We start from the raw sequence: 26144 nt of genomic DNA on the forward strand, positions 1-26144 counted from the left end.
GAAACAAAGTTGTTTGTCGTTGGAGCCCAGTCTAGGGAAAATCGTTCGAACAACTAGCGCAAAGACCGCGCCATATCTATCGACTAATTTGATTGGTTGCGTGCGGCCCAGTAAGCGCGGGCTGTGGCAAACGCCTGCTCGCGGTCCTGGCCCAGGCCGCGCAGGGCCAGGGCCATGGTGGCGACCACGGCCATTTCGCCGTAGCTGTCCTCGGCTTCGCCGCGCCATACGGCAAGTAGCTGCTCGGGTTGCAGGCTTGGCGGCTTCACATGGCGGCGCTCGCTGAGCGCCGGCCATTCCTCGTCCCAGGCTTCACCTGCCGTGGTGCCATAAAGGTGGCTGATCACGTCCGGATTCACCTCGATCTCGCCGCCATCGCCCTTGATCACAATGGCGTGGTCGCCGAGCAGGCGGCTGGCTTCGCGGTGCACGGCCTGGTATCCGGGGTGGAAGATGCTCTGCAGGCCGCAGCGCGCGGCCAGCGGGTTGAGTACCCGCGCCAGGGAGTGGATGGGCGAGCGCAGGCCGAGGGTGTTGCGCAGGTCGATCATCCGTTGCAACTGCGGCGCCCAGTCATGCAGCGGGGCGAAGGCCAGGCCTTGCTGGTCCAGTGCCGTGCTTACCGACATCCAGTCGCGGCACAGCGGAATCTCCAGCAGGGCCAGCAGTTGTTCGGTGTACATGCGCCCGGCCGTGTGCGCGCCGCCACCGTGCATCAGGATGCGCACGCCATTGGCGGCCAGGCACTTGGCGCTCAGCAGGTACCAGGGCAGGTGACGCTTCTTGCCGGCATAGGTCGGCCAGTCGATGTCCACGGCGATGCGCGGCGCCTGCAAGTGGGCGCGCAGGGCTTCGGTGAAGCCGGCGAGTTCGTCGGCGCTCTCTTCCTTGTGCCGCAGCAGCATCAGGAAAGCACCCAGCTGGGTGTCCTCGACCTTGCCTTCGAGCAGCAGGGTCATGGCGGCGCGGGCTTCCTCGCGGGTCAGGCCGCGGGCGCCGCGTTTGCCTTTGCCAAGGATGCGCACGAATTCGGCGAACGGGTGTTCGGCCGGGGTTTCCAGGGTCAGCGGGCGGGCGTCGGTCATATGCAATTGGTCGGCTTGGGCAGGCCCGCCAGCTTGGCGGCGAGTTTGGCGGGGGTGCCGTTGAACAGGCGGTTGAGGTGTGGGCTGTTGCCCTTTTCCGTGCCCAGCTTGAGCGCGGTGTACTTGATCAGCGGGCGGGTGGCCGGTGACAGCTGGTATTCGTCGTAGAACTGGCGCAGCAGTTCGAGGATTTCCCAGTGGTCGGCAGTCAGGGCAATGCTTTCGCGCTGGGCCAACGCCTCGGCGACGGGGTGCGACCAGTCTTGCAGGTCGACCAGGAAGCCGTCCTTGTCCAGGGCGATGGCGCGATCGCCAACGTTCAGCGTACTCATAACCAGCTGTTGACCTTGTCGTAGTGCAGCGACAGCTCGACGAAGGCCTGGTAGTCCACGGCCTTGGCCAGCGTGCTAGTGATGGCACGGGCCTGCAGGTCTTCGTCGAGGGCGAACAGGCGTTGTGCCAGGTTGGCAGCCAGCAGCTGGCGCTGGGTGTCACTGCCGTCGCGCAGGGCATAGACCGCATCGCCGCACAGCAGCACGCCATCGTCAGCACCCAACAGGCGCAGGCAGCTGTCCAGGCGCTCGTCGCCGAACGGGGAGTGGGATAACACGTGCAGGGTTGGCATCAGAGCGTCACCACTTGGTCGAAACGGGTAATCAGGGCTTTCAGAGCAGTGTCGTCCAGCACCTCCACCGGCAGCTCCAGGCCGTCGGCGGCCAGGCCGCGACGCGCCAGGCTGTGCTGGCAGGCAAACAGCTCTTCGACGCCGAACATCGGCAGCGCCTGCAGGTTGGCGGCGAGGTTCTTCTGCTCCACGGCGGCGGGTTGCTGAGCGGGCGCCAGCTGGAACACGCCGTCATCGAGGAACAGCATGGCCAGCGGCAGGTCGAAGGCGCCGCCGGCCAGGGCGATATCCAGCGCCTCACGGGCGGATGGGCCGTTCCACGGTGCCTGGCGGCTGATGATCAACATGGACTTGGCCATTTCAGTCGCCTCCGAAGCAGACCAGCCGGTCGGCAGTTTGTGCAGCTTCATGCAGCTGGCCGAGGCCGGACAGCTCCCATGGCTTGGGCAGGTTCACCGCCGGGCGCTGGTAACGGCTGGCTTCGGCTTCATCGAGCACGCCACGGCGCAGGGCGGCGGCGATGCATACCACCGCATCGAGCCGGTTGATTTCGATGAAGGCCCGCCACTGGGCGGCGATGTCCTGTTCATCCTGGGGTGTGACCACGTTGGCCGAGGCGCTGTGCACCCCGTCCTGGTAGAAGAACAGCCGGGCAATCTCATGCCCGCCAGCCAGCACCGCCTCGGCGAAGCGCAAGGCGCGGCGCGAGGAGGGCGCATGGGCCGGGGAAAGAACCGCGATAGCGAATTTCATGGGCAACTCGTGAAAAGGAATGCCGCCATGATAAAGCAAAAAAGCGCGATCCCGCTTGTACCTGGCGGGCCGGGCTTCCTTATACCTGAAGGCTGATGCTATCCCTGTGGGAGCTGGCTTGCCTGCGATGGGCCGCGCAGCGGCCCCATGGGTCTAACTGACGGGAACAAGGCTCAAGCCTGTTCCTTGCTCTCCGGCAGGAACCAGTTCAGCACCAAGGCGCAGATGCCACCAGTGGCCACACCCGATTCCAGCACATTGCGGATCGCCGCCGGCATGTGCGCCAGGAACTCCGGCACCTGAGCCACACCCAAGCCCAGCGCCAGCGACACGGCGATGATCAGCAGGGCGCGACGGTCCAGGCGAGTACTGGCCAGAATGTTGATGCCCGATGCGGCAACCGCCCCGAACATCACCATGGCCGCGCCACCCAGCACCGGCTCAGGCACCGCCTGAATCACACCGGCCACGCTTGGGAACAGGCCCAGCAGCACCAGCATGACGGCAATCCAGATACCGATATGGCGGCTGGCAATACCGGTCAGCTGAATCACGCCGTTGTTCTGGGCGAAGATCGAGCTGGGAAAGGTGTTGAACAGGCCGGCCAGCAGCGAGTTGGCACCGTTGACCAGCACGCCGCCCTTGATGCGCTGCATCCACAGCGGGCCTTCGACCGGCTGGCGCGAGACCTTGCTGGTGGCGGTGACGTCGCCAATGGCTTCCAGCGAAGTCACCAGGTAGATCACCAGCATCGGAATGAACAGTGCCCAGGAGAAACCCAGGCCGAAATGCAGCGGCGTCGGCACCTGGAACAGCGCGGCTTCGTGCATGCCGGTGAAGTCCAGGCGGCCGAGGTAGCCGGCCAGGGCATAGCCGACCGCCAGGGCGATGACGATCGCGCAGCTGCGCATCCACACCACCGGGATGCGGTTGAGGATCACGATCACCGCCAGCACGGCGCCCGACAGCAGCAGGTTTTCGCCGTTGGCAAAGGTGCCATTGGCCATGGCGCCGAAGCCGCCCCCCATGCTGATCAGGCCGACCTTGATCAGGGTCAGGCCGATCATCAGCACGACAATACCGGTCACCAGTGGGGTGATCAGGCGTTTGACGAACGGCAGGATGCGCGACACGCCCATCTCGACGAACGAACCGGCAATCACCACACCGAAGATCGCCGCCATCACGCTTTCCACGGGCGTGCCCTGCTTGACCATCAGCGCGCCACCGGCAATCAGCGGCCCGACGAAGTTGAAGCTGGTGCCCTGCACGATCAGCAGCCCGGCACCGAACGGGCCGAAGCGCTTGCACTGGACGAACGTGGCAATACCGGAGATCACCAGCGACATGGAGACGATGAGGTTGGTATCGCGAGCCGAAACGCCCAACGCCTGGCAGATCAGCAGGCCAGGGGTGACGATTGGCACGATGATCGCCAGCAGGTGCTGCAGCGCTGCCAGCAGGCCGATCAACAGCCTTGGCTTGTCCTCAAGGCCAAGTACCAGTTCGTTGGCAGGCGCCGTCGCGCCCGGGCTGTGTTCGTGTGAGCTCATCGGTGAAGCTGCCCCGGAAGAAAAAAGGAGCGCATTCTACGGGCAGAAGTACGATTGCGGTAGGGGAATGCACGATACCGGCAAGATCGGCGATCATTTGCATAGTTATCTGACTTTTAAGTCAGAGAATGGGCACAAAAAAGCCCGCCGAAGCGGGCTCTTCCGTAAACCAACCGAATCAGTCGTCGCGGCCCATGATGCCGAACAGCTGCAGCAGGCTGATGAACAGGTTGTAGATCGATACATACAGGCTGATGGTCGCCATGATGTAGTTGCGCTCGCCGCCATGAATGATCGCGCTGGTCTGGAACAGGATGCAGACCGACGAGAACAGCACGAAGCCAGCGCTGATCGCCAGTTGCAGGCCGCTGATCTGGAAGAAGAAGCTCGCCACCACGGCGCCCAGCAGAACAAAGAAGCCAGCGGTGATGAAGCCGCTGAGGAAGCTCATGTCCTTGCGGGTGATCAGCACATAGGCCGACAGACCACCGAACACCAGGGCGGTCATGGCGAAGGCCGAGCTGACCACTTCGGCGCCACCGGCCATGCCCAGGTAACGGTTGAGGATCGGGCCGAGGATGAAGCCCATGAAGCCGGTGAGGGCGAAGGTGGACACCAGGCCCCAGACCGAATCACGCAGTTTGTTGGTCAGGAAGAACAGACCGTAGAAGCCGATCAGCACGACGAACACGTTCGGGTAACCGACACGCATCTGCTGGGCAACGAAGGCCATGACACCGCTGAAGGCGAGGGTGAGTGCCAGCAGGCTGTACGTGTTGCGCAGGACCTTGCTGACCTCCTGCTGCTCGGCTTGCTGGCCGTGGTGTACGGCATAATCCTGTTCGCGCATGGCGACACTCCTTATGGATCCATGGTTTTGGACGTTCAGATGCAAGCAGTCTAACAGAGGCTCCGCAACCCGCGACACAGAGAGTTTGACAGCGTGTTTCATTACGGTATTATGGCGGCCGCAAAACGAGCTGGAAGCGTGGCCGAGTGGTTTAAGGCAACGGTCTTGAAAACCGTCGATGGGCAACTATCCTAGAGTTCGAATCTCTACGCTTCCGCCACATTCAAAGCCCTGATCATTCAGGGCTTTTTGCGTTTCTGGGGCATAGGAAAACCTCCCGTGGGAACACACGTAGGAATGGTTTAATCGGAAGCGCTTCCGATACTTTCCTACTTGGTGGGTTTCGCCAAGGCTCCAACGCGACGGTAAACACGCTCCGTAATGTCACCTTTGGTATGGCCTAGCAACAGACTGGCGTGGTCGACATCGCCGATTTCGGACGCTGCTTTTGGGCGGATGTCGCGAAACTGGAATTGGCTAATACGGTTGGCCAGAACCTGATCACCTTCGGCTACTGCTTCTTTCACTGCGTCCTCTCGGGCATCGTTCCTGCGATGGCGAAGCATGGAGGCTGTGACCCGCTTGCCTGCCTCTGTGAGCAGCAGGTATGGAGACCCAGGGGCCGAGCGTGCATCACGGTACTGGGCGACAAGCGCAGGTGTAATGGCTTCTATGGCTTTGTCGCGCTTGGCGATCAGCGGACCCCACTGCAAGATCTGCTTCACGTTCTCCAGGCTGATCACCCGAGGCTTTTTCTTGCCTGCTCATTTGAGGCCGATCAACGAGAGGTTGCGGATCTCGCGCTTGCGCGGGTGTGCGTATTCATTTGAGCGAGTGACGTCGAACACATCGCACAAACAATCGACGGGCTCATGGTGTGCCGCTTCTCTCGTCTGATGGTATGAACGTGTGTGAAGAGATTCCTAAGAAAGCTCAATTGTTGGGCGCTTCCCGGGGACGCGAAACTGTGAAAAACAACACAGTGGAAGCATTCCCATGCGCCTGGACTCCTCACGCCCTCTGACTGAACTGGTCAACTAGTTTTGGACACCGGTTTAGGTTTTATGCCGCTTCCTTGAGCTTTTTCTCAATGGCTACCGGGGTTTCATAGCCCTCAGCGGGGATCCACTCTGATTTCAGAGCCCCGAAGAAACGCTCCATGGCGGCGTTGTCCCAGCATTGCCCGCGATGACTCATGCTCTGGTTCAGGCTGTACTCTTCAGGTGCAGCCCTGAATTTGTGGCTGGTGTACTGACATCCCTGGTCAGAATGAAACATCACGCCCGCCGGTTTGCCACGTGACTCGGCCGCCATGTGCAGCGCGCTACAGGCCAGCCTGGCGTCCGCAATCATCGAAAATGCCCACCCGACTACACGGCGTGCATAAAGGTCGATCACAGCGGCCAAGTACAGCCAGCGTTTGCCAACCTGGATGTACGTCACGTCCCCACACCAGACTTCGTTGATCGTCGAAACTTTGAAATTTCGCTTCAGCTGATTCTCGGCAATCAGTGCTTCCACGCCTGATGAGCGGTAGCGGTGCGGCCTATGCTGCCTGCATTTAAGGCCAGCTTCGCGCATCAGAGCACGTACCTTGTAACGCCCAATCTTATGGCCGTCGCGCCGTAATTCCTGGGTTAGCGTCCGCGACCCAGCCGAGCCTCGAGAGGCTTTGAAATGGCCCTCTACAGCCGAGCGCAACTGATCCCGTCCAGGATTTTTTCGGGCTTGGCGCTGGCGTCACGCATAGAAACTGCTGCGCTTGACCCCAAGCACGCGACAGCATTCAACAACACCGTATTGCTCACTCAGCTCGTTGATCAGTGAGAACGATCTTTGGAGTCCCGAAGCAGGAGAGCACTGGCCTTTTTTAGGATTTCGATATCTCGATCTTTCTGGCGAACCAGTGCCTCAAGCTCTTGGATTCGATGTTGATCAGGGGTAATGGCCTTAGCTCCTGCCGGCACCTTACCCTCTCGCTCCTTGCGCTCCTGCTCAACCCAGCGACGCAGGGCTGTAGGCCCAATCTCAAGCATTTCGCAGACTTCGGGGACTGACTGGCCACCGTCGAGCACCATCTCGGCAGCCCGGTTTTTCTGTTCTTTCGAGTATGACTTTCGCACTGATTTTGCCTCCAATTGGGCGCCATCATAGCGCCCTAAGAAGGTGTCCAAAATCATTAGGCAAGTTCACTCTGCTTGCTAAGCCGCTTCGCGGGATATGCGACCCACTGGGGCTGGCGCAGGGTGGTCGTCAGGGAATCAAGGCACGGTCATGCTCGCAAAGCTCTTACTGGTTGGGAGGCTGGTCTCTCGGTCATTCAAGCGAACTCTCACAACAGCCGCACCCTGCAACCTGGGCAGGCAGAAATCAGCAATCATGTGCGAAACGTTGGCGAACATCTGAGGCCTTAGCAAAGCATTTTTAGCCCGATGCCTTCTTGGTCAGCAGGCTTTTGATTTCGTGGAAGCTTGTAACCTCGGCCCGGAGAAGGCGACCTTGCCAGTTGAGCGTATCCACATAGTTGTTGCGAGAGCTTGAGCCGAATTAGGTAGCTGAAAATTGTCTTAGACGCTCTACGACGGGCTTTTCCAAAAAAGCGCAGAAATTATGCGAGTTTCTGCTAATAAAGCAGTATTTCTGCGCATGCCGGGTTTTGAAGTACGTTTTTAAGCGCGCAAGATGCATAAGCTATTCATACAGAACAACACATCTGAAGTGGTAGCTATGAAAAACCTTGCCAAGAATGCTTTGAGTCAGCTCAAGCGGCCAGATCTTCTGGAAACGCGTGCCTATATCAATGGGGAATGGATCGATGATGCGAATCGATTGGATGTTACTGACCCGGGTACTGACGAGAAAATTGCAGAAGTCAGCCATTGCGATATCGTCTGGGTTGACCGCGCCGTTGAAGCTGCCAGCGCCGCATTCCCTGCATGGCGCGATCTGCTACCAGTTCAGCGTGGAACTATCCTCCGCAAATGGGCTGCGCTGACTCGTGAGCACGCTCAAGACCTGGCTGTGATCATGACTGCAGAACAGGGTAAGCCTCTGGCTGAGTCCGTTGGTGAAATCGCATATGGCGCCAATTTCATTGACTGGTTCGCCGCTGAGGGTGAGCGTTGCTACGGGGAGACAATCCCTAGCCATCTGCCTAACAGCCAGCTGCTGACTAAACTGCAGCCTATTGGTGTGACCTGCGCCATCACGCCTTGGAACTTCCCAAGTGCAATGATTACCCGCAAAGCTGCTGCTGCGTTGGCGGCGGGCTGCACAATGATCGTTAAGCCAGCCCCTGAAACCCCGCTTTCCGCATTGGCTTTGGCCAAGCTGGCAGAGGAAGCAGGTATCCCCGCAGGTGTGTTCCAGGTGGTTACAGGTGATCCGATCACCCATTCTGCACGCCTGCTGCAGAACCCTCAGGTACAAGCTTTCAGCTTTACTGGCTCGACCCAGGTCGGGAAGATTCTGCTCAAGCAAGCGGGCGACACCGTCAAGAAGGTATCGCTGGAGCTGGGTGGTCACGCTCCTTTCATTGTCTTCGAGGACGCTTCCATCGAAGAAGCAGTGAAAGGCTGCATTGGCGCTAAGTTCGCCACCTCAGGTCAGGACTGCTTGGGTGCTAACCGCATCTATGTACAGCGCTCCAAGTATGACGAGTTCGTCAAGGTGTTCGGGCAAGCGACCGCCAAGCTTCGAGTCGGTCATGGTTTCGAAGCGGGTGTTGATATCGGCCCAATGACCCGTTCAACCGTGGCACAGAAGTGCCAGGAGCACATCACCAACGCCTTGGCTAAAGGTGCTCGCTTGGTAGTTGGCAGCCCTGTGACTCAAGGTAACTTCGTTGTGCCAACAGTCCTGTCCGATGTTACTGACGACATGGCTATCGCGTACGAAGAAACTTTCGGCCCGGTTGCGGCAATTCTTCCGTTCGATACGGAAGCTGAAGTCGTGACCCGCGCAAATAACACCGAATACGGTCTAGCGGCGTATGTGTACACCAACGACTTGCGAAAGGCGCTGCGTCTTTCCGATAGTTTGGAGTATGGCATGGTGGCACTGAATACGCCCAAGTTCACCGGCGCCCCTATTCCGTTTGGGGGATGGAAACAGTCTGGTTTGGGTCGTGAAGGTTCCAAGCATGGATTGTCCGAGTATATGGAAATCAAATACGTCTGTTTCGGCGGCCTGTAATTCCTAGGAGTCAAAAATGAACAAACAAGAACATGATCTGATCTCTGCTCAGGATCGCAATTCCGTACTGCACCCTTTCACTAACCTGAAAGATTTTGCTTCTGGCAAACTTGGCGATCCAACTATCGTAGAGTCCGGCAAGGGCCTTTGCATCACCGACTCGACGGGTCGTGAGTACATTGACGGTTTCGCTGGCCTTTACTGCATGAACGTCGGTTATGGTCGTACTGATGTAGCTGAAGCCATTTCTCGTCAGGCCCACAAGCTCGCTTACTATCATAGCTATGCGGCGCACACCACTGACGAACTGGCACGCCTGTCTGATCGTCTGGTGAAGATGGCGCCAGGTAAAATGAGCAAGGTCTTCTACGGCCTGTCTGGATCCGATGCCAACGAAACTCAAGCCAAGCTTGTGTGGTACTACAACAACCTGCGTGGTCTGCCGAAAAAGAAAAAGATCATTACCCGTGATCGTGGCTACCACGGTTGCTCGGTGGTATCTGGCTCAATGACCGGCATGAGCTTCTACCACGATTACATGGATCTCCCTGTTAGCGGCATCCTGCGCACCGGTGCACCGCACTACTACTGGGGCGCTGAGCCAGGTGAGAGCGAGGAACAGTTTTCTGCCCGTCGCGCCGCTGAGCTTGAAGAGCTGATCCTGCGCGAAGGCCCTGACACTATCGGCGCCTTCATCGCTGAGCCTGTTTTGGGTACCGGCGGGATCACGCCGCCTCCAGCCGGTTACTGGGCAGCAATCCAGCCGATCCTGAAGAAATACGACATCCTGCTGATCGCTGACGAGGTCATCACCGGCTTTGGTCGCACTGGCGCAATGTTTGGCTGCGACAAATACGGTATCGAGCCTGACCTCATTACCGTTGCCAAAGGCCTGACTTCTGCATACGCGCCGCTGTCGGCGTCGATTGTTGGCGAGAAGGTTTACAAAGTCATGGAAGAGGGCGCGGATAAAGTTGGCGCCTTCTCCCACGGCTACACCTACTCGGGTCACCCGATTGGTGTAGCGGCGGCGAATGCTGTTCTGGACATCGTTGAAGGTGAAGATATTCCTGGTAATGCCGCGCGTGTGGGTGCGTACTTCCAGAAGAGTCTGAAGGAAGTCTTCGAGGGGCTGCCAATTGTTGGCGAGGTTCGTGGTGTGGGCCTGATGGCTGCACTGGAGTTCGTAGCTGACCCAGCCACCAAAACCCGCCTTGACCCAGCTCTGAAGGTTGGTGCTCGCATTTCCAAAGCTGCCCGCGACCTTAATTTGATCGCGCGCGCGATGCCGCATGGTGAGATCTTGGGCTTCGCGCCTCCGCTGGTGGCTACCAATAATGATATCGACAAGATCGTTGATATCGCCAGCAAAGCTGTTAACAAAGTTATCAACGAGCTCACCGCTGAAGGTGCTCTGCGCTAAAACATTGCTTGGCAGTGAAGAGCGGGCCGGCTCCAAACCGGCCCGTTTTTCTAATGGCTACCAATTAAAGTTTGCTCTCAGCTGAAAGTCGATGGGCTGATGCTGATGATTCAACCGTTTTAGTACAAAAGTTATAAGATTAAAAATCGTTGATAGGTGTAACAATGGTTGATGTTGCCAAAACCGGAGCGCAGAAGGAATCTGGCTCTGAAGAAGTGCAAGGATTGCATCGAGGACTCTCGAATCGTCACATTCAATTCATTGCATTGGGTGGTGCAATCGGATCGGGTCTGTTCATGGGCGCCGGCAAGACCATCAGCGTCTCTGGTACCTCCATCATTTTCACGTACATGCTCATCGGGATTGTTTTGTTCTTTGTGATGAGAGCAATGGGAGAGCTTCTGCTCTCAAATCTCGAATACAAAACGTTCGGTGATTTTTGCTCTGACTACCTTGGGCCGTGGGCAGGATTTTTCATTGGTTGGTCGTATTGGCTAACCTGGATCGTTGCCGCGACTGCGGATTCTGTTGTCATTGGTGGCTATTTTCAGTACTGGTTCCCGGATCTTCCAGCGTGGGGCCCAGCACTTGTGATCCTGGGCCTGTTGCTATCACTCAATTTTCTGACTGTAAGATTGTTTGGTGAGTTGGAGTTTTGGTTCTCGCTGGTGAAAGTCATTGCGGTCGTCAGCCTAATCGTCGTGGGCCTGGTGCTTATCGCTACCTCGTTCGTATCTCAGACTGGAGTCACCGCCTCTTTCAGCCATTTGGTAGACCGAGAGGCTTTCCTTCCATTCGGCGTAAGCGGTTTCTTCGCAGGCTTCCAGATTGCAATCTTTTCATTCGCAGGAATTGAAATGATTGGCGCAACTGCCGCCGAAGCGAAGGATCCGTATAAGACCCTGCCCAAGGCTATCAATGCGGTGCCAATTCGGGTAATGGTTTTCTATGTGCTCTCTCTGATCTGCATCATCAGCGTGTCATCTTGGTATGCCGTCAGCGCAGACAAAAGTCCTTTCGTTCAGCTGTTCATGCTGACCGGATTGCCTGTCGCTGCGGGCCTGATCAACCTTGTAGTGACCACCTCGGCGATCTCCGCTGCCAACAGCGGCATTTTCTGTACGAGTCGGACGCTGTTTGGGCTTGCTGATGTAAACCAGGCTCCCACTGCCTTCAAAGGAGTCACACGTAGACGAGTGCCTGGGTCGAGCTTGCTGTTCTCGTGCATTTGCATCTCTGGAGGTACGGCGATGCTTATCTTCATTCCCAGCGTAATGACGGTATTCACCATCGTAAGTACGGTCGCTTCGGTATTGCTCATTTTTATCTGGTCGCTGGTGCTGATTGCTTACCTGGTTTATCGCAAGAAAAAGCCTGAGTTGCACGCAGCTTCTACATTCAAAATGCCATTGGGTATTCCGCTCAGCTATTTCTCTTTGGCATTCTTTGTCTTTACCGTCGCATTGTTGGCCCTGGAGCCTGACACGTTATCGGCGCTTTACTTTATGCCCTTGTGGTTTGGATGGCTTACGATTGCCTACCTTGTGAAATATCGTCGCTCATCCATCGCCAAGCCAAAATTTCAGGATGCAGATTATGGTCTTGATGCTGGGGCAAATTAATATCACTAAGTGATTGTCTAATACCTGTCGTTGGGTGTTTTGCGCATTGAGTTGGGTCTGGTCGCCTTTCTCAATGCGCTTTTTTGTGCGTTACCGTTCAGGCAGTGTTGTTGTGCTCTGTCCAAGCAAAAACCGATAGTAAATTGATTGGCGGTTCACGCAGCTTGTGCTCGCATTGCCTAAATTATCTTTAATTGCTTAAGCATCCGAGTAAGTGGCGGGAAGTGCGATATTGCAGTTGACAGCGAGTTCGACTGGGTTTATATAGGATGGAAAGAGGGTGATCTGCGTCTCAGGCGCAAACCTGATAAACGGCTAGGAGTGTGCCTCGTGATTGAACTTGACAGAATTGATGTAAGAATTTTAAGCGCTGTTCAAGTTAACAATCGGCTGACTTCCGATGAGATTGGTGAGTTGGCTGGACTATCACCGACTGCCTGCCAGCGTAGGCTGAAGCGCTTGAGGGCTGAGGGGGTGATCGAGGGTGATGTTTCCATCGTTTCCCCTAAAGCAGTGGGGCGCCACGTAACGATGCTCGTCTTGGTTACCCTTGAGCGAGAGCGGACAGATATCATCGACAAGTTCAAGCATGCTATACGTAACACGCCTGAGGTAATGAGCGGGTTCTACGTGACTGGGGATGCCGACTTTGTGATCGTAGTGACTTGTAAGAATATGGAAGACTACGAAAATTTCACAAGACGTTTCTTTTACGAGAATTGCGATATCAAAAGCTTCAAAACCATGGTGGTTATGGATAGGGTCAAAGCCGGATTTACTATCCCTATCGAAGAAAGCCTCTGAAGGTCCCGAAGGGCGGTATGTGAATACCGCCCAGTGAAAGCGCTTAGTAGCTGATACGCTTTCAGTCTACTGCAGCTACAATCGAAATTTCGACCAGCAAGCTAGGCTTGAACATCGCAGCCTGGACGCAAGCGCGTGCTGGTTCATGGCCAGCGGCCACCCAGTCTTCCCATACTTCATTCATTTCATCAAAATCTGCATCGATATCGGCGAGATAAATGGTGGCCGAGAGGATACGCGTCTTATCGCTGCCTACTTCCCTCAGTAGTGTATCAATATTGCTCAGCGTTTCGCGAGTCTGGGTCTTGATGTCGGCACTGTGTTGGTTGGCCAACTGCCCAGCAAGATAGACTACCCCATTGTGAACTACTGTATTGCTCAAGCGCTTGTTCGCGTGCAGTCGCGTGATGGCCATTTGGCGAATTCCTTGTTTGTACTGAATTGAAAAGTGAGCGGGAAGCTCACCCTGCTTTGTGGGGGATAATATTTTAAAGCTGCGGTATGTGCGGCGCAGAAAAAATACTTGTGAAAGTATAAGTGTGATTGGTCAGAGATATTGCCTGATTTTTATGATAAAAATGGGTAAAAATGTGGAGTCGCGATGTTGTTTGAGAGTGGAAAGTAGCAGGGCACTAATCACTGCGATAAAAATCGCATCATGTGGCTACTCTAGCCGCAAGATGTAAACCCGAGCATTCAGATTTTCTGCGTTATTCATGTAGATAACGCTGTTTTTGATCGTATGAAGCCCCGTTTCGCCGGGCAAATTTGATCAGTTCATGAACACTAATACCCCTTTCCTTGTAGAGACTAGGGGTTGAGAAATGCTGAGGCTTGGTTTCATGAGCAAGATATTGGCTGCTGCTTGCATCGTGATGGTTCTATCATTTGGGACTTTTGGTGTGTTGGTATACCATCAGCAGCGAGATAGGATTTCCAGCGATGTAGAAAAATATTTGGATGATGTCGGTGCATTGGCGGCAAGCAATATCGACAGTTGGATGGGAGGACGCATTCTCCTGGTAGAGCACCTTGCACAATTGGTCGGCTCCCGTCCTGGCGACCTTACAGGGCTCTTAAAGAATAAGACCCTCGCGTCTAATTTTAGATTTATATATTATGGTTCTGACCAGGGGCAGTTTACGCAGATCCCCGATGAGCCCATGCCAGATGGTTACGACCCACGGCAGCGTCCTTGGTACAAGCTTGCCAGTATTAGTAGTTCAACCGCTCTAACAGCGCCCTATATCGACTCCAATACCAATAGATTGACAATTACAATCGCCAATGCGGTTAGGGCGAATAATCGAACCCTAGGTGTGGTCGGGGGTGACCTGGATATTGGACATGTAGCTATAATTCTTAATTCTCTCGATTTGAAGGGGATGGGCCATGCATTTTTGGTAAGCGGTCGAGGAGATATTTTGGTGCACCCTGATTCGGATTTGGTAGAAAAGCCGCTTGCCGAAATTTACCCCACGCTCAAGAATTTTACTGATGGGCGTTTGCATGAGGTGAGCAACGGGGATGTTTCGCAGCTGATGAAGTTTACGAAGATTTCTGGTCTTGCTTCAGCCGATTGGTATGTCGGGCTAACTGTTGATCGAAGAGCCGTATATTCTTCACTCGACAGCTTCCGCCGTTCGGTGATGTGGAGTGCTATGATAATGTCGATTATAATTGTGCTAGTATTGAGTGGCTTAATTACTATGCTTATCCGCCCGCTGCGTGAGATGACCCACGAAATGGAAAATATCTCGCAAGGTGAAGGTGATTTGACTAGAAGGTTGGTGTTTGTCGGGCACGACGAAATCGGAAGACTTGGTCGAGCTTTCAACGTTTTTGTCGAAAGGATTCACGACTCGATTTTCAAAGTCTATAACTCTGCAACGCATTTGAACACTGTCTCTCGTGAATTGGTGAGTCATTCAAATTCGTCTATAATAAATTCTGAGGAACAGGGTACGAGAACCAGGAGTGTGGTTGCTGCAATCCACCAGCTCGGCGCAGCCGCTCAAGAGATTGCCAGCAATGCCGCCAATGCCTCTAAAGAGGCAAGTGGGGTCACCAAGAATGCGGCAGATGGCCGTTCGACAGTTGATCAAACCATTGAGTCGATGCAAACGTTGACGGGACGAATCCGAACAGCCAGCGACGCTATTGAGGCCCTCAGTGCAAAATCTACAAATATTGGTGGGATCTTGGAGGTCATTAAATCTATCTCCCAGCAAACCAATCTACTTGCACTCAACGCCGCTATCGAAGCGGCCAGGGCTGGTGAAGCTGGTCGTGGATTTGCCGTCGTAGCTGATGAAGTGCGTAGCCTTGCGCATCGAACGCAGCAGTCCGCACAAGAGATCCAAAGCATGATCGAGGAGCTGCAGTCGGGGGCTGAAGCGGCAGTGTACATCATGTCAGAAAGCCGTGAACTGAGTATGAAAAGTATGGATATCGCCCACGAAGCGGGTAAAGGTCTTGCTAGCGTCGCATCCAAAATCGAGTCCATGGATGCAATGAATCATTCCGTCGCTGCTGCAACCGAGGAGCAGACGGCGGTGATTGATACTATAAATGAAGACATTGCTCAAATGAACGAGCTTAATGAGGACGCGGCTAGAAGCTTGCAACGCACCCTAGCGGCTTGCAATCAGATGGATAAGCAAGTGTCGGAACTACAGCAGTTAGTTCGAGGCTTTAAAATCTAGAGTAGGGGGCCCAACCCATAGCGAGCCTGGGCCTTTAAAATTAAAAGTCAATCTCGACCGTATGATCGAATAGCCTCAAGCCTCTTCAGTCGGGTGGAGGCGGTTTCGCCGAGTTCCTTAAGCAGAAGCATCGAAAGATATTCCAGTTGTGCCATGGCTGGTACTAGGCTGTCGTATGCCGACCCTGAAGAAATATCGGAAATAACTACATTATTGGTCAGCTCCGATATCGGGGATAGCCATTTATCGGTGAACAGTACAATTTGGGCGCCTTGCTCCGCTGCCAATCTGGCTAGTCGTACGGTGTCTTCCTGGTAGCGACGATAGTCAAAGGCGATTAGAATATCTTTCTTTCCAATGTCAACTATCGTATCGAGGTCGTGCGCAGGGGTCCTGCCTAAAATCTCAGTGTTGCCGCGCATTTCTTTTAAGTGGGCGTATAGGTATTCAGCCAAGGTTTGACTGAATCTTCCTCCACGGACATATACGCGTTGTCTACTGTCCGATAGCAGCTTTACAAGATCAAATCCCGCTGACAGCTCCGCGATAGCGTCTTCAACCATCGAGCCTAAACCCTTTGAGAACGTATGTGCTTCATCCTCATGAGGCTGATTGATCATTGTAAGGGGCGAGCTTAGCTTCAGTTCGAGTTCGTTAAGCCATGCTTTTTGAAACTCAGGAAATCCCGAATAGCCCAGCTTTACGGCAAAACGCAAAACCGTTGGTGCGCTGACATGTGCATGATTTGCCAATTCATGAATGGTACCCAGGGCCAGTATGGGCTTGGCCCCGGTCAAGAGTTTGACAAGCTTGCGTTCACTCGGAGTGAAGCTGGATTTATTGGCTTGAATCAGCTGTCGAATGGTCTTGGGGGAGGTCATGGTTGGCCTAGTGAGTGATGCGTAGTCCGAAATCGGCGATTGGCGTATGGCAACGGCAAGCTAGCATATTTTGAGGAGGGAGCGAAAAGTGGTCAGTCCGGATAGACCATTCCCATAATCTGCGACCTTGAGAATTGCCCTATCACCCCTATCGGGATAGGGCAGCCTTTAGCTAGGCGTGCTCGTTTATCTTCCCAGTTCTGTAACGATTTCTTGTGTGGTCGAGACTCGGCAATATCCGCCAAACGCGGACAACGCCTGCTCATGTCGAGCAGTGGTATAGCTTGCGCAAGCGTCAGATACACAGATCATGAAATAGCCCTTATCCGCGCCGTCTCTGACAGCCATGTCGATGCATTGATCGGTCAACACTCCTGCAACGACAACGGCCTCAATACCCAGGTTACGCAGCACGTAATCCAGATTCGTGGAGTTGAAGACTCCGGACGAGGTTTTGGGGAGCAGGATGTCATCCGCTTCCGGGGCAATAGCTTCAACGACCTTGCCCTCCCATGACCCTTTGGCCACGAAAAGCCCGGAGAGTTTGTGGTCAAGCGATCTGTCGCGACCGTCGCTAGTGAGGCTTTCGATCACGGTGTACACAACCTCGCTCCCCGCAGCCCGGGCGGCGTCAATGAGCTTTCTGATTTGGGGTACAACGTGCTGGGTCACCTGCCGGTAGTAATCCGGTTGGTTTTCCTGGATGTAGGGGGAAACCTCAGCGTTCTGGACATCGACAACCAATAGAGCGGTGCGCTTGGGATCGACCAGCGTGCTGCGTGACAGGCCTTCCGGGTGGGTACGTTTCATCATTCTTCCTCTTGTTGTGATTGCGCGTTGCTCGTGCATTTTTCAAAGCATATCGGCGATCGATTCCCCTCGTGAGCTATCACTCTCGCCGCCTGAATATGCCATGGGATCCCTGTTCACCCTCGGCACGATGGCCATTCGACGGCTGAGCGATCTGACTGTTGCGGAGAACCGAGAGCGCTGCTAATGTAACACCAGTTTCAAGGAATCAACAACGTCGTAATCGTGAAACTTAAATTACGAGGCCGATGCGGTCGAACCCTTTGGGCTAGCAAGGATATCCGTCAAACCAAGTGGCATTTTTTCACGTGACTGGCCGGTCCGCTAACGCCAGGCCAAGCGCGATTCGAAGAGTGAAAAGACGATGCAAAACAAGAATATATGCAGCAACCTTGCCCATTTTATCAGTCACGACTACTGCGGCATTACCCGTGCTAGATCGTTTCCTGAGCATCGATTGGACTCTAACCTTAAAAAAGGGCTCTGCTGGACGCCGGCGAATTTGGCATTGAACCCATTCGGTCAGATTGTGGAAAACGAATGGGGCGCGCTAGGCGACCTAATCATGCTGCCCGATGCCTCTTCTGAGGTGAGCGTGGCCGGTAGTGAATCGGTCAGTCCGCTTCGTTATTTTCATGCAGATTTCTTGAACATGGACGGTTCACCATGGGAAGCATGTCCTAGGCAGTTTTTGAAGCGGCAGCTTAAGAAGTTGGAGCTGCTTGGTATCAAAGCAATCGCGTCGTTTGAGCATGAATTCATGCTAACCGATGTTGCCACGCCTGCTGCGTGTTTCTCGCTGCAAGCAGCGCGGTCGGAGGAAAAGCTCTGCAATGCCATCACCGAGGCGCTGATTGAAGGAAAAGTAGATCCCGAGATGTGTATCCCTGAATACGCAGCTCGGCAGTATGAGGTGACCTGCAGCCCGACCGATGCATTGCAAGCTGCCGATCGCGCAGTGAATGTACGCGAGATCGTTCGCGAAATTTGCCGTCGCCAAGGGCGCTCCGTGTCCTTCTCGCCCATTCTTTCTCTAAATTCTGGGACGAATGGCGTACATGTCCACGTTTCGTTGTGGAGCCTGGAGGGTGAGCCACTGACCTACGATCCGAATCGACCAGGTCAATTGTCTGACCTCGCGAGCCAGTTCACCGCCGGTATTCTTGAGCATATGGCGGCCCTGACTGCTTTAACTGCACCTAGCGTCGTGTCCTACCAGCGCTTGCGTCCTGATAGTTGGAGCGCGGCTTATGCTTGTATCGGTCAACAGAATCGAGAGGCTTCGATTCGGATTGCGCCGATTACCCACCTGGATGGCTGTGATGCAGCGAAGCAAGCGAACATTGAGTACCGTGCCGCCGACGCTCTTGCATCTCCTCACCTTACGTTGGGCGCCATCTTGGCTGCAGGTATAGATGGCATCAACAAGAAACTGGTCATGCCGGATCTAGTTGCCGTGAACCCTTCGTCCATTCCTGAGGATCAACACCATAAATATGGGATGCACCCATTGCCTTCGTCCCTCGGGCAGGCCCTAGAGGCACTGGGTAACGATGAAGTAATGAGATCCAGTATGGGAGAAATGCTCTTTGACTGCTATCGGGCAATCAAACAGAGCGAGATCACGCTGATGCGCGATAAGAAAGACAACGAAATCCGAGATTCCTATTCTGCTGTCTACTAATTAAAAGCCGTTTCAGAGGGCCGCTAAGGCGCCCCTCTGAACTTAGGAGAAAAGACATGCAATCCGCGAATGAAGTTGGTCTCAAGCGCACATTGACGGTGCGCCATATGGTGATCTATGGAATGATCTTTATGATACCTATCGCTCCAATGGGTATTTATGGATATATCGTAAGCGAATCAAAAGGTATGGCCACAATGGCTTACCTGGTAGGTATGATTGCCATGATTTTTACGGCACTCAGTTATGCAAGGATGTCCGCAGCTTGCCCAAAGGCCGGGTCGATTTACGCCTACGCTAGCCATGCCTTGGGGCAAAAGATTGGCTTCTTGGTTGGCTGGTTAGTGCTTCTGGATTATATTCTCTTGCCCGCACTCTGTTACATTGTTGCTGCTTTGGCGCTTGAGGCTGTAACAGGGTTATCTAAGTGGATATGGTTGGTTGCATTTATCGCTTTCAATACTGCTGTCAATGTTCGCGGCATTCATATCACCGCCAAGACAAACGACATTTTTGCCATTTGTTTGATGGCGGTGTTGGTTTGGTTTGTAACGCTGGGCTTGTATATGGTGTTCGGAGGTCATCTTGGTGAACCCTCCATTGCTCCGTTGTACAATCCGGATACGTTCAGCCCAGGCTTGATCATGAGTGCTGTTTCGATTGCTGCGTTGAGCTTTTTAGGCTTCGATGCAATTAGTACTCTTGCAGAAGAAAACTCTGGGAAGTCGAGCGATGTAGGCAAGGCTACCATCATTGTGCTTTTCTTGATGGGTGGACTGTTCATCATCCAGACTTGGGTTGCGGGCATGGCCTGGCCTGATTTTGGGTCACTGGCGCAAGATAAAGATAATGCTTTCTACACCATTGCCTACGCGGTAGGCGGGGCACCGCTGAAAGTGGCTTGCGCTGTGGCTACAGCAGTGTCGTGGGGCTTTTCTTGCGCTCTCGTTGCTCAAACAGCGATATCTCGTATTCTGCTGAGTATGGCAAGGGACGGTCAGTTACCCAAAGCGCTGTCCAAGCTCCATCCTTCCTATCAAACGCCCTATGTAAGCACTTTGTTTGTGGCTGCGGTTTCGCTGGCTGTAAGCATACTGTTCATGTCCCATGTTGACTCGCTGACCTCACTTGTGAATTTCGGTGCTTTGTCAGCGTTCTTTGTGTTGCACCTTTGCGTTTTGAACCAGTTTATGATCAACGCGCCGTCAGGCCAGTGGGTAAGGGACGGTCTTGTCCCCCTCATTGGCTTGGTAGTTATTGGCTATGTATGGATGAGCCTTAACGTCCACTCTCTGAAAATGGGCGCTGTGTGGTTAGGGCTCGGAATAATTTATATGGCGGTAAATAATCGCCGAATTAAAAAACTTCAATTTACCTAACTACCATTGACAAGCGGCATCTTGTGGATGCCGCTTGTTGGAGTTTAACATGATAGAAAATCAACATTCCCTCAGTGACGGATCTATTGGAACCTCGCGCACTGTGCACAGCTTTCACTATGGGGTTCCTGGTGGGCGCAAGGTATACGTTCAGGCTGGTTTGCACGCCAGCGAGCTTCCGGGCATGCTTGTCTGTCATTATCTGCGACAGATGCTCGAAGCTGAAGAGGCTCATGGTGCAATGCTGGGAGAGGTAGTGATAGTGCCAGTTGCTAACCCAATTGGTCTTGATCAGACAGTGCTGTCATATCAAATGGGACGCTTCGACTTGGCCAGTGGCGAGAACTTCAATCGTCGCTTCCCCGACTTGGCTTTGACCATCGCGAAAGAACTGGAGGGTCAGTTTGTAGGTGATGTAGATGCTGATGTCGCCTTGGTCAGAGCTACTCTGCAGCGGCATTTGAACAGCATGAAACCAATAAGACAAGCTGATTCTCTACGTGCAAAATTGCTGGCCATGGCGTGTGATGCGGATATCGTTTTGGATCTCCACTGCGACTGTGAGTCTGTCCTGCATCTTTATGCACACCCACAATCACTTGATGAAGTGATGCCGCTTGCTGCGCTCATGGGGGCGCATGCTACGCTTTATGCAGCTGAACAGGGAAACACTCCCTTCGATGAGGTTTGCTCTTCTTTTTGGGTAAAACTCCAAGAACAAATCCCTCATGCAAGACTGCCTTTGCCAACAGTTAGCATTTGTATTGAGCTGCGTGGTCAGTTGGAGGTAAGTCATTCCCAGGCGCAAGAAGACGCTGCGCGCATCGTCGATTACATGAAACTTCAAGGAGTAATCGCAGGTCAGAGCAGCGTCCATATTCCGGAGCTTATCCAGGAAGCTACTCCGCTCGCAGGTACCGAGGTGCTTTATGCTGAGGCGGCAGGCGTAATTGTTTATCTTGTGGAGTGTGGCCAACTCCTCCATCCAGGTGATCCAGTCGTTGATGTTGTTGATCCAGTCACTGGAGTTACCCAACGATTCCATGCTGGCGTCAAAGGCGTGCTTTTCGCCCGCCAAAACCGTCGATATGCAATGCCAGGAATGGATCTTGCCTACATATCCGGGAGCGAGCTATCGCGGCAAGGTCATTTGTTGTCAGCATGATAGAAGCATTAGCGGCATGGTCACTGTGAATGAGAATGACGCCTAAATTTCAGTGCTGTGAGGGATGGTAATGAAGCCGAAGATCGTAATCGCAGTTGGCCCTTGGAATTACGAAACTCGTTTTGGGGCGAGCCTGTGGCGAGGAATTTACCCAGTTAGATTTTCTGGTCTCTGCTTGGGCGAGAATCCCTCGAGCAGATTGTCCATACACTGTGCATGTTGGCGCTCAGGGATTGCACCAGATTCCACATGCAATGACATCCTGGTTGAACTAAAACCAATAACCATTCGACAGTATGCATGATCGATGCTGCGAATATTCGAATCTTTGGGCATGAAGAGTATGTTTGTAATCTCACATGTTGCCGCAGGCTCTGAGTCGACTCCTATCGCCTCGGAAATGATCCGTATAATTGACCTCCTTGAGCAGGACGAAAGTCTTCAATATCCAGGTTTATCTAATGTGGGGGGATTAAAAAAGGGCGAGATTTCTCGCCCTTTTGTTACTCAGTCGGATGTTAAGATTTTGGGGTTTGAATTTCCCCAGACCGTATACAAATCGGCTAACAGTGCTCCATTGAAGTCCTCGAGCTCAGCCTGGGTGATTTCAGCTGATCCCTGTTTTCCGAATAATATGACTTCATCACCAGGTTTGGCGGAGCCTTTTAAATCAGTCACATCAACCATAAGAGTGTTCATGGAGACCTTGCCAACGGTGGGCATCCGTTGGCCATTTATGAGGACGTAAGCCTTATTAGTAAAGGCTCGCCGATAGCCGTCTGAGTAACCTACAGGAATGTTCGCAAGGATTGAATCGCGTTTGAGCGTGATGGTTCTATCATACCCCACAGTGTTACCTGCTGGGTATTTGTTGATCGAGGCAACAGTTGACTTAAATGACATGACTCGCTTGTAATCTTCGCTATTCTCTACAGGGTCTCCGTAAATGAGGTTTCCAGGCCTTACCATGTCGAACCAAGCTTCAGGAACTTTTTGAATAGCAAACGACGAAGCTGCATGGAGGGTTAGCTTGGATCGATCCAGTTTTGCATTATCGATTAGCCACTGAGACTCTTGTTTGAAGGAGGCGAGTCCTTTAAGCACATCGTCTCTGTCCTCAACGGCAAAGTGCGTCATAATGCCGACAACCTGTAACCCATCTTGCTTCACTAGCTTAAGCGCCTGATCTTTACCGTACTCAGTTTTCATTTCAAGGCCATTGCGGCTCATTCCAGAAGAATTCAAAGCCACGTGTACTTTTAAGATTTTACCATGCTTGAGTGCGGCCTCGCCGGATTTTTGGGCAAAGTCCGCGCTGCTCACAAGCTCTTCCATATCGTACTGAAGAGCGTCTTCAATTTCTGGTAGAGTGGCAGTACGCACTCGCATAAGTCTGCCGTTGAATCCCTTTTCTCTGACTACTTTGGCTTCTTCATTGCTGGCGACAGCGATACAAGGAACTTTCATTGCAATAACTGAAGGCACAAGCAGTGCAATTCCGTGTCCATAAGCATCTGCTTTCATGACTGCACAAATTTGGCTTTTACCATCAAGCTTCTTCTGCAATGTCTGAATGTTGCTTTCAAATGCAGTTTTGTTGACCTCAATCCAAGCGTTGCTTGCAGTGATTGTTTTTACTGCAATGGGGCCACTGCTATCAGTCGCAAGTACGGGGGCGGCATTAAGTGCCTGGCTGAAAGCGAGGGATACTGCCACTGACAGCAGAGAGCGTGTAAGTACATTCATAATGTAATGATCCTCAAGTCCATGTGCTCAGGCTTATTGAGGCCTGCATGGATACACTGCCAATTCATCAAATTTGGTGCTGCAGCACTCTGCCAAGGAATGACGTTACTCTAGGATTATTACTATCCCCAAAAAACTTAGTAGGCGGTAGATCTTCGGCAATTTCGCCCTTATCAAAGAAAACCACTCGATCTGCTACTTGGCTGGCGAAGCCCATTTCATGGGTAACAATGAGCATGGTGATACCTGTCGCTGCAAGCGTCTTCATAACGTCAAGAACCTCGTTAACCATTTCCGGATCTAGAGCTGACGTTGGCTCATCAAATAGCAGAATTCTTGGCTCCATTGCTAAGGCGCGTGCGATTGCAACACGCTGCTGTTGCCCGCCAGATAAGGCATGAGGATACTTGTGGCTATGGTCTCCCATGCCCACTTTATTCAGTAGCTCATGCGCTACCTTTTCTGCCTTGCTGCGGCTGATCCCGCGTACTTTGATCGGAGCGAGGCACAGGTTTTCTAAGACAGTCATGTGCGGGAAAAGATTAAATGACTGAAACACCATGCCAACCTCTCGTCGAAGCTGTGCTAGGTTTGAGGATTTATCAGATACTTCTACTCCATCAATGATTATTGATCCTTCCTCGTGCTTTTCCAGGCGATTCAGCAAACGCAAAAAAGTCGATTTTCCCGATCCAGAGGCACCCAGAATAGCTACCACCTCACCTGCATTGATCGCTAAGCTGACTTTCTTCAAGATACAGGTGCTACCGAAACTTTTCTTGACTTCCGACACTTTGATGAGGGCGTTGTCATTAGTTGTCATGTCAGTTACCTTTTGTCAACGCTAAGGTAGCGTTCAAGTGCGTTTGTCACTTGAGTTAGACCCGTAGTCAGAGTGAGATAGATGATGGCAGAAGTGATTAATACAGGTACCGGTTCGAACGTTGCTGACTGAATGCGGCTTGCCGCGTTGGAAAGTTCAACTACACCAATGGCGTATGCCAGTGAAGAATCCTTCAGAAGAGATACACCATTATTGACCAACGGTGGCAGACAGATACGAAGTGCTTGTGGCATCACGACGCTATTAAAAATAGTTAGTCTAGAGAGACCAAGCGCATGAGCAGCTTCAATTTGACCTTTGGGCACGGAGAGCAAGCCAGATCGTATAGCTTCGGCGTTGTAAGCACCGATGTTGAACGCGAGCGCTACGGCGGCTGAGGTGAAATCGCTGAATTCTAGTCCTGGGATCAAAACCGGAAGAGCAAAGAATACGAACAGGATTTGTAATAGCAGTGGTGTTCCTCGCGCTACCCAGATGTAAAATGAGAACACCCAGCGTACGGGGGCAATGGTTGATACTTTGCCAAGTGCAGCGACTGTACCTACCACGGTACCAAATACCCCAGCGGTGATAGTAAGGGTAACCGTTGTCCAAACGGCATCGGATAAGTCTTTGGCGTTCGCGCCGATCGGATGAGGGAAAAGTGCTAGAATCGTCTCCATGAGAACTAGCACTAATGCCGTGATAGATACCGCTGCGACTCCTTTTAATAGCGATTTGTTTACTTTGTAAGCACGAAGTGTAGTGCTGTATACTTTTGCATCTGAAGACATACCGCTACCTCTGGATGTATCGAGGAAACAATTGGTTGTTATTGTATTATTGCTGACAGCGAATATCTTCTTTAAACCATTTTTGCGAGATTTTTTCGTAGGTTCCATCGGCTTTCATCTCTTCAAGCGCTTTATCGTATGCGGCTGCAAGAGAGCCATTATCTTTTACGGCTGAAGCTACTTTTTCGGTGAAAAGCTGGTTTCCGATAGCCATTCCGCGCTCTGGCTGCTTTTCAATAGATAGTTTTGCTACAAACTTATCGGTTATCCAGGCGTCAGATCTTCCTGAGATCATCGAGTTTCGAGCGTCGCTGTCTGATGCAAAGTTCCTGACCTGCTTGATTCCGGGCAAAGATGTTGCTTTTTGGAAGTAAGTTGAGCCTGTTTGTGCGGAGATAACTTTACCTCTAAGGTCGTCTGCGTTTTTGATGTTTTGTTTGTTGCTAACTATAACTCCGCCAGTGCAATAGAGTGGGCTGGTGAAGTGCACAGCCTTTGCACGCTCATCTGTGATTGTGAATGAGGCGATTACAATGTCCCACCTGTCTTGGGTAAGCCCGGCTAGCAATGAGTCGAAAGCTATTGGCTTCCATTCAGGTTTTACCTTGAGACGTTTTGCCACTTCATCGCCGATGTCGATCTCGAATCCAGTTAGCTTGCCCTCCGAAAAAAATTGAAAAGGAGGGAATGTTCCATCTGTGCCAATGACAATTTTTCCTGCTTGCTGGATTTGTTCGAGGGTTTTCGCGTTTGCAGAGATAGCTGCAAAGGACAGGGCTAGGGCGATCACGCCCAGAATTGGACTGGTTTTATTCATCTTCATAACTCCCACTTATTATTTTTAAGGCAGTATTGGTGATGATTGTTTTTGATCTTGTTCTTCTGTATTCCTTCACTATGGCCATTTTTGGGGCTTGTCCATGATCTCAGTTTATGAGATAGCAAAAGTCGATAATCTGCGTTCTTTCTAGCTGTGGCGCTCTTTTAGTGCGTTTATTGCTGACTGGCTGCATGATTTCTGCGAATGCTTAGAGGCTGTTAGCTTGCGCAGACTCTGTGATGAGAAGGCCCTCTGTGATCAGCATCACCTTTTCGATAGGGCTTATGCCTGAAATGCCTTTGTCTAAATTTGCTATAGAGAAGCTGATATCTTCAGGATTTCACCCGGCGATCCGCGCTGAGTCGACTAGGGATTCTCCGATCAAGTCAGCACAGGCCGCACGACCTGTGCTGAAATTGACCTTCGTT

General features: G+C 52.9%; 24 protein-coding genes, 1 tRNA gene and 2 pseudogenes. 10 read left to right on the plus strand and 17 right to left on the minus strand.

Translation table 11 applies throughout. The features are described from left to right. Positions 1–83: 83 nt before the first annotated feature. From ACIPZ8_RS01355 to ACIPZ8_RS01385, 7 genes are all read right to left on the minus strand, one after another. Positions 84–1085: a glycosyl transferase family protein gene (locus tag ACIPZ8_RS01355; RefSeq protein ID WP_400719221.1), complete on the minus strand. Its 1002-nt coding sequence runs from the start codon at positions 1083–1085 to the stop codon at positions 84–86. Next, on the minus strand, positions 1082–1417 hold the full coding sequence (locus ACIPZ8_RS01360) for a TusE/DsrC/DsvC family sulfur relay protein (RefSeq protein ID WP_294325731.1): 336 nt from the start codon (positions 1415–1417) through the stop codon (positions 1082–1084). Before ACIPZ8_RS01360 ends, ACIPZ8_RS01355 begins: the two co-directional genes overlap by 4 nt. Continuing rightward, complete coding sequence (gene tusB / locus ACIPZ8_RS01365; RefSeq protein WP_400719222.1) at positions 1414–1710, minus strand: sulfurtransferase complex subunit TusB; 297 nt, start codon at positions 1708–1710, stop codon at positions 1414–1416. Before tusB ends, ACIPZ8_RS01360 begins: the two co-directional genes overlap by 4 nt. Further along, on the minus strand, positions 1710–2069 hold the full coding sequence (gene tusC, locus ACIPZ8_RS01370; RefSeq protein ID WP_400719223.1) for a sulfurtransferase complex subunit TusC: 360 nt from the start codon (positions 2067–2069) through the stop codon (positions 1710–1712). Before tusC ends, tusB begins: the two co-directional genes overlap by 1 nt. Before the next feature lies 1 nt (position 2070). Next, positions 2071–2463: a sulfurtransferase complex subunit TusD gene (gene tusD, locus ACIPZ8_RS01375; RefSeq protein WP_400719224.1), complete on the minus strand. Its 393-nt coding sequence runs from the start codon at positions 2461–2463 to the stop codon at positions 2071–2073. A 173-nt stretch (positions 2464–2636) separates the two neighbouring features. Next, positions 2637–4016: a nucleobase:cation symporter-2 family protein gene (locus ACIPZ8_RS01380; protein WP_400719225.1), complete on the minus strand. Its 1380-nt coding sequence runs from the start codon at positions 4014–4016 to the stop codon at positions 2637–2639. Positions 4017–4194: 178 nt separating this feature from the next. After that, positions 4195–4866, minus strand: coding sequence for a Bax inhibitor-1/YccA family protein (locus ACIPZ8_RS01385; RefSeq protein ID WP_060511118.1), 672 nt, complete (start codon positions 4864–4866; stop codon positions 4195–4197). 132 nt (positions 4867–4998) lie between these two features. On the opposite strand from ACIPZ8_RS01385, the gene ACIPZ8_RS01390 reads away from it, so the two are divergent. Then, positions 4999–5086 (plus strand) — tRNA-Ser (locus ACIPZ8_RS01390). Positions 5087–5195: 109 nt separating this feature from the next. Here ACIPZ8_RS01390 and ACIPZ8_RS01395 read toward each other — a convergent pair. From ACIPZ8_RS01395 to ACIPZ8_RS01405, 3 genes and pseudogenes are all read right to left on the minus strand, one after another. After that, positions 5196–5459: pseudogene (locus ACIPZ8_RS01395) on the minus strand (integrase); the annotation flags it as partial. A 469-nt stretch (positions 5460–5928) separates the two neighbouring features. Beyond that, on the minus strand, positions 5929–6567 hold the full coding sequence (locus ACIPZ8_RS01400; protein ID WP_400719226.1) for an IS3 family transposase: 639 nt from the start codon (positions 6565–6567) through the stop codon (positions 5929–5931). Between the two features lie 119 nt (positions 6568–6686). Further along, the gene (locus ACIPZ8_RS01405) at positions 6687–7046 is read right to left on the minus strand and encodes a transposase (RefSeq protein ID WP_400719227.1); all 360 of its coding nucleotides are present in this window, start codon (positions 7044–7046) and stop codon (positions 6687–6689) included. Between the two features lie 547 nt (positions 7047–7593). Between ACIPZ8_RS01405 and ACIPZ8_RS01410 the strand changes: the two genes are divergently transcribed. The 4 genes from ACIPZ8_RS01410 (at position 7594) to ACIPZ8_RS01425 (ending at position 12909) form a co-directional block, all read left to right on the plus strand. Next, positions 7594–9060: an NAD-dependent succinate-semialdehyde dehydrogenase gene (locus ACIPZ8_RS01410; protein ID WP_400719228.1), complete on the plus strand. Its 1467-nt coding sequence runs from the start codon at positions 7594–7596 to the stop codon at positions 9058–9060. Positions 9061–9076: 16 nt separating this feature from the next. After that, a complete protein-coding gene (locus tag ACIPZ8_RS01415) occupies positions 9077–10483 on the plus strand; it encodes an aspartate aminotransferase family protein (RefSeq protein ID WP_400719229.1) in 1407 nt (468 codons plus the stop codon). Between the two features lie 164 nt (positions 10484–10647). Further along, positions 10648–12105 (plus strand): amino acid permease, encoded by a 1458-nt coding sequence (locus ACIPZ8_RS01420; protein ID WP_400719230.1) that lies wholly within the window; start codon positions 10648–10650, stop codon positions 12103–12105. A 330-nt stretch (positions 12106–12435) separates the two neighbouring features. Continuing rightward, a complete protein-coding gene (locus ACIPZ8_RS01425) occupies positions 12436–12909 on the plus strand; it encodes an Lrp/AsnC family transcriptional regulator (protein WP_186553627.1) in 474 nt (157 codons plus the stop codon). 61 nt (positions 12910–12970) lie between these two features. On the opposite strand, the gene ACIPZ8_RS01430 is transcribed toward ACIPZ8_RS01425, so the two are convergent. Then, positions 12971–13324 carry a RidA family protein gene (locus tag ACIPZ8_RS01430; RefSeq protein WP_400719231.1) on the minus strand — a complete coding sequence of 118 codons (354 nt, stop codon included), beginning with the start codon at positions 13322–13324 and terminating at the stop codon, positions 12971–12973. A gap of 460 nt (positions 13325–13784) precedes the next feature. On the opposite strand from ACIPZ8_RS01430, the pseudogene ACIPZ8_RS01435 reads away from it, so the two are divergent. Continuing rightward, positions 13785–14759, plus strand: a pseudogene (locus ACIPZ8_RS01435) (cache domain-containing protein); the annotation flags it as partial. Positions 14760–14888: 129 nt separating this feature from the next. Beyond that, complete coding sequence (locus ACIPZ8_RS01440) at positions 14889–15614, plus strand: methyl-accepting chemotaxis protein (protein WP_400719730.1); 726 nt, start codon at positions 14889–14891, stop codon at positions 15612–15614. A gap of 47 nt (positions 15615–15661) precedes the next feature. Here the strand turns inward: ACIPZ8_RS01440 and ACIPZ8_RS01445 are convergent, their stop codons facing one another. Continuing rightward, positions 15662–16495 (minus strand): MurR/RpiR family transcriptional regulator, encoded by an 834-nt coding sequence (locus tag ACIPZ8_RS01445; protein WP_400719232.1) that lies wholly within the window; start codon positions 16493–16495, stop codon positions 15662–15664. 186 nt (positions 16496–16681) lie between these two features. Beyond that, positions 16682–17305 (minus strand): cysteine hydrolase family protein, encoded by a 624-nt coding sequence (locus ACIPZ8_RS01450; RefSeq protein ID WP_400719233.1) that lies wholly within the window; start codon positions 17303–17305, stop codon positions 16682–16684. Between the two features lie 364 nt (positions 17306–17669). Between ACIPZ8_RS01450 and ACIPZ8_RS01455 the strand changes: the two genes are divergently transcribed. From ACIPZ8_RS01455 to ACIPZ8_RS01465, 3 genes are read left to right on the plus strand one after another with little or no spacing between them, the layout of a single operon-like run. After that, entirely contained in the window at positions 17670–18989 is a 1320-nt protein-coding gene (locus ACIPZ8_RS01455) for a glutamine synthetase family protein (RefSeq protein WP_400719234.1), read from the plus strand. A gap of 56 nt (positions 18990–19045) precedes the next feature. Continuing rightward, a complete protein-coding gene (locus tag ACIPZ8_RS01460) occupies positions 19046–20368 on the plus strand; it encodes an APC family permease (protein WP_400719235.1) in 1323 nt (440 codons plus the stop codon). 49 nt (positions 20369–20417) lie between these two features. Then, complete coding sequence (locus ACIPZ8_RS01465) at positions 20418–21533, plus strand: succinylglutamate desuccinylase/aspartoacylase family protein (RefSeq protein WP_400719236.1); 1116 nt, start codon at positions 20418–20420, stop codon at positions 21531–21533. 507 nt (positions 21534–22040) lie between these two features. On the opposite strand, the gene alr is transcribed toward ACIPZ8_RS01465, so the two are convergent. From alr to ACIPZ8_RS01485, 4 genes are all read right to left on the minus strand, one after another. Further along, positions 22041–23279: an alanine racemase gene (gene alr / locus ACIPZ8_RS01470; RefSeq protein WP_400719237.1), complete on the minus strand. Its 1239-nt coding sequence runs from the start codon at positions 23277–23279 to the stop codon at positions 22041–22043. 67 nt (positions 23280–23346) lie between these two features. Then, positions 23347–24102, minus strand: a complete 756-nt coding sequence (locus ACIPZ8_RS01475) for an amino acid ABC transporter ATP-binding protein (RefSeq protein ID WP_400719238.1) — start codon at positions 24100–24102, stop codon at positions 23347–23349. Positions 24103–24107: 5 nt separating this feature from the next. Next, entirely contained in the window at positions 24108–25004 is an 897-nt protein-coding gene (locus ACIPZ8_RS01480; RefSeq protein WP_400719239.1) for an amino acid ABC transporter permease, read from the minus strand. Then, positions 24943–25713, minus strand: a complete 771-nt coding sequence (locus ACIPZ8_RS01485) for an ABC transporter substrate-binding protein (protein ID WP_400719240.1) — start codon at positions 25711–25713, stop codon at positions 24943–24945. The genes ACIPZ8_RS01480 and ACIPZ8_RS01485 overlap by 62 nt, the downstream gene beginning before the upstream one ends. Positions 25714–26144 lie beyond the last annotated feature (431 nt).

This window comes from Pseudomonas sp. NPDC089422 (assembly GCF_044749405.1).
Lineage (GTDB): Bacteria > Pseudomonadota > Gammaproteobacteria > Pseudomonadales > Pseudomonadaceae > Aquipseudomonas.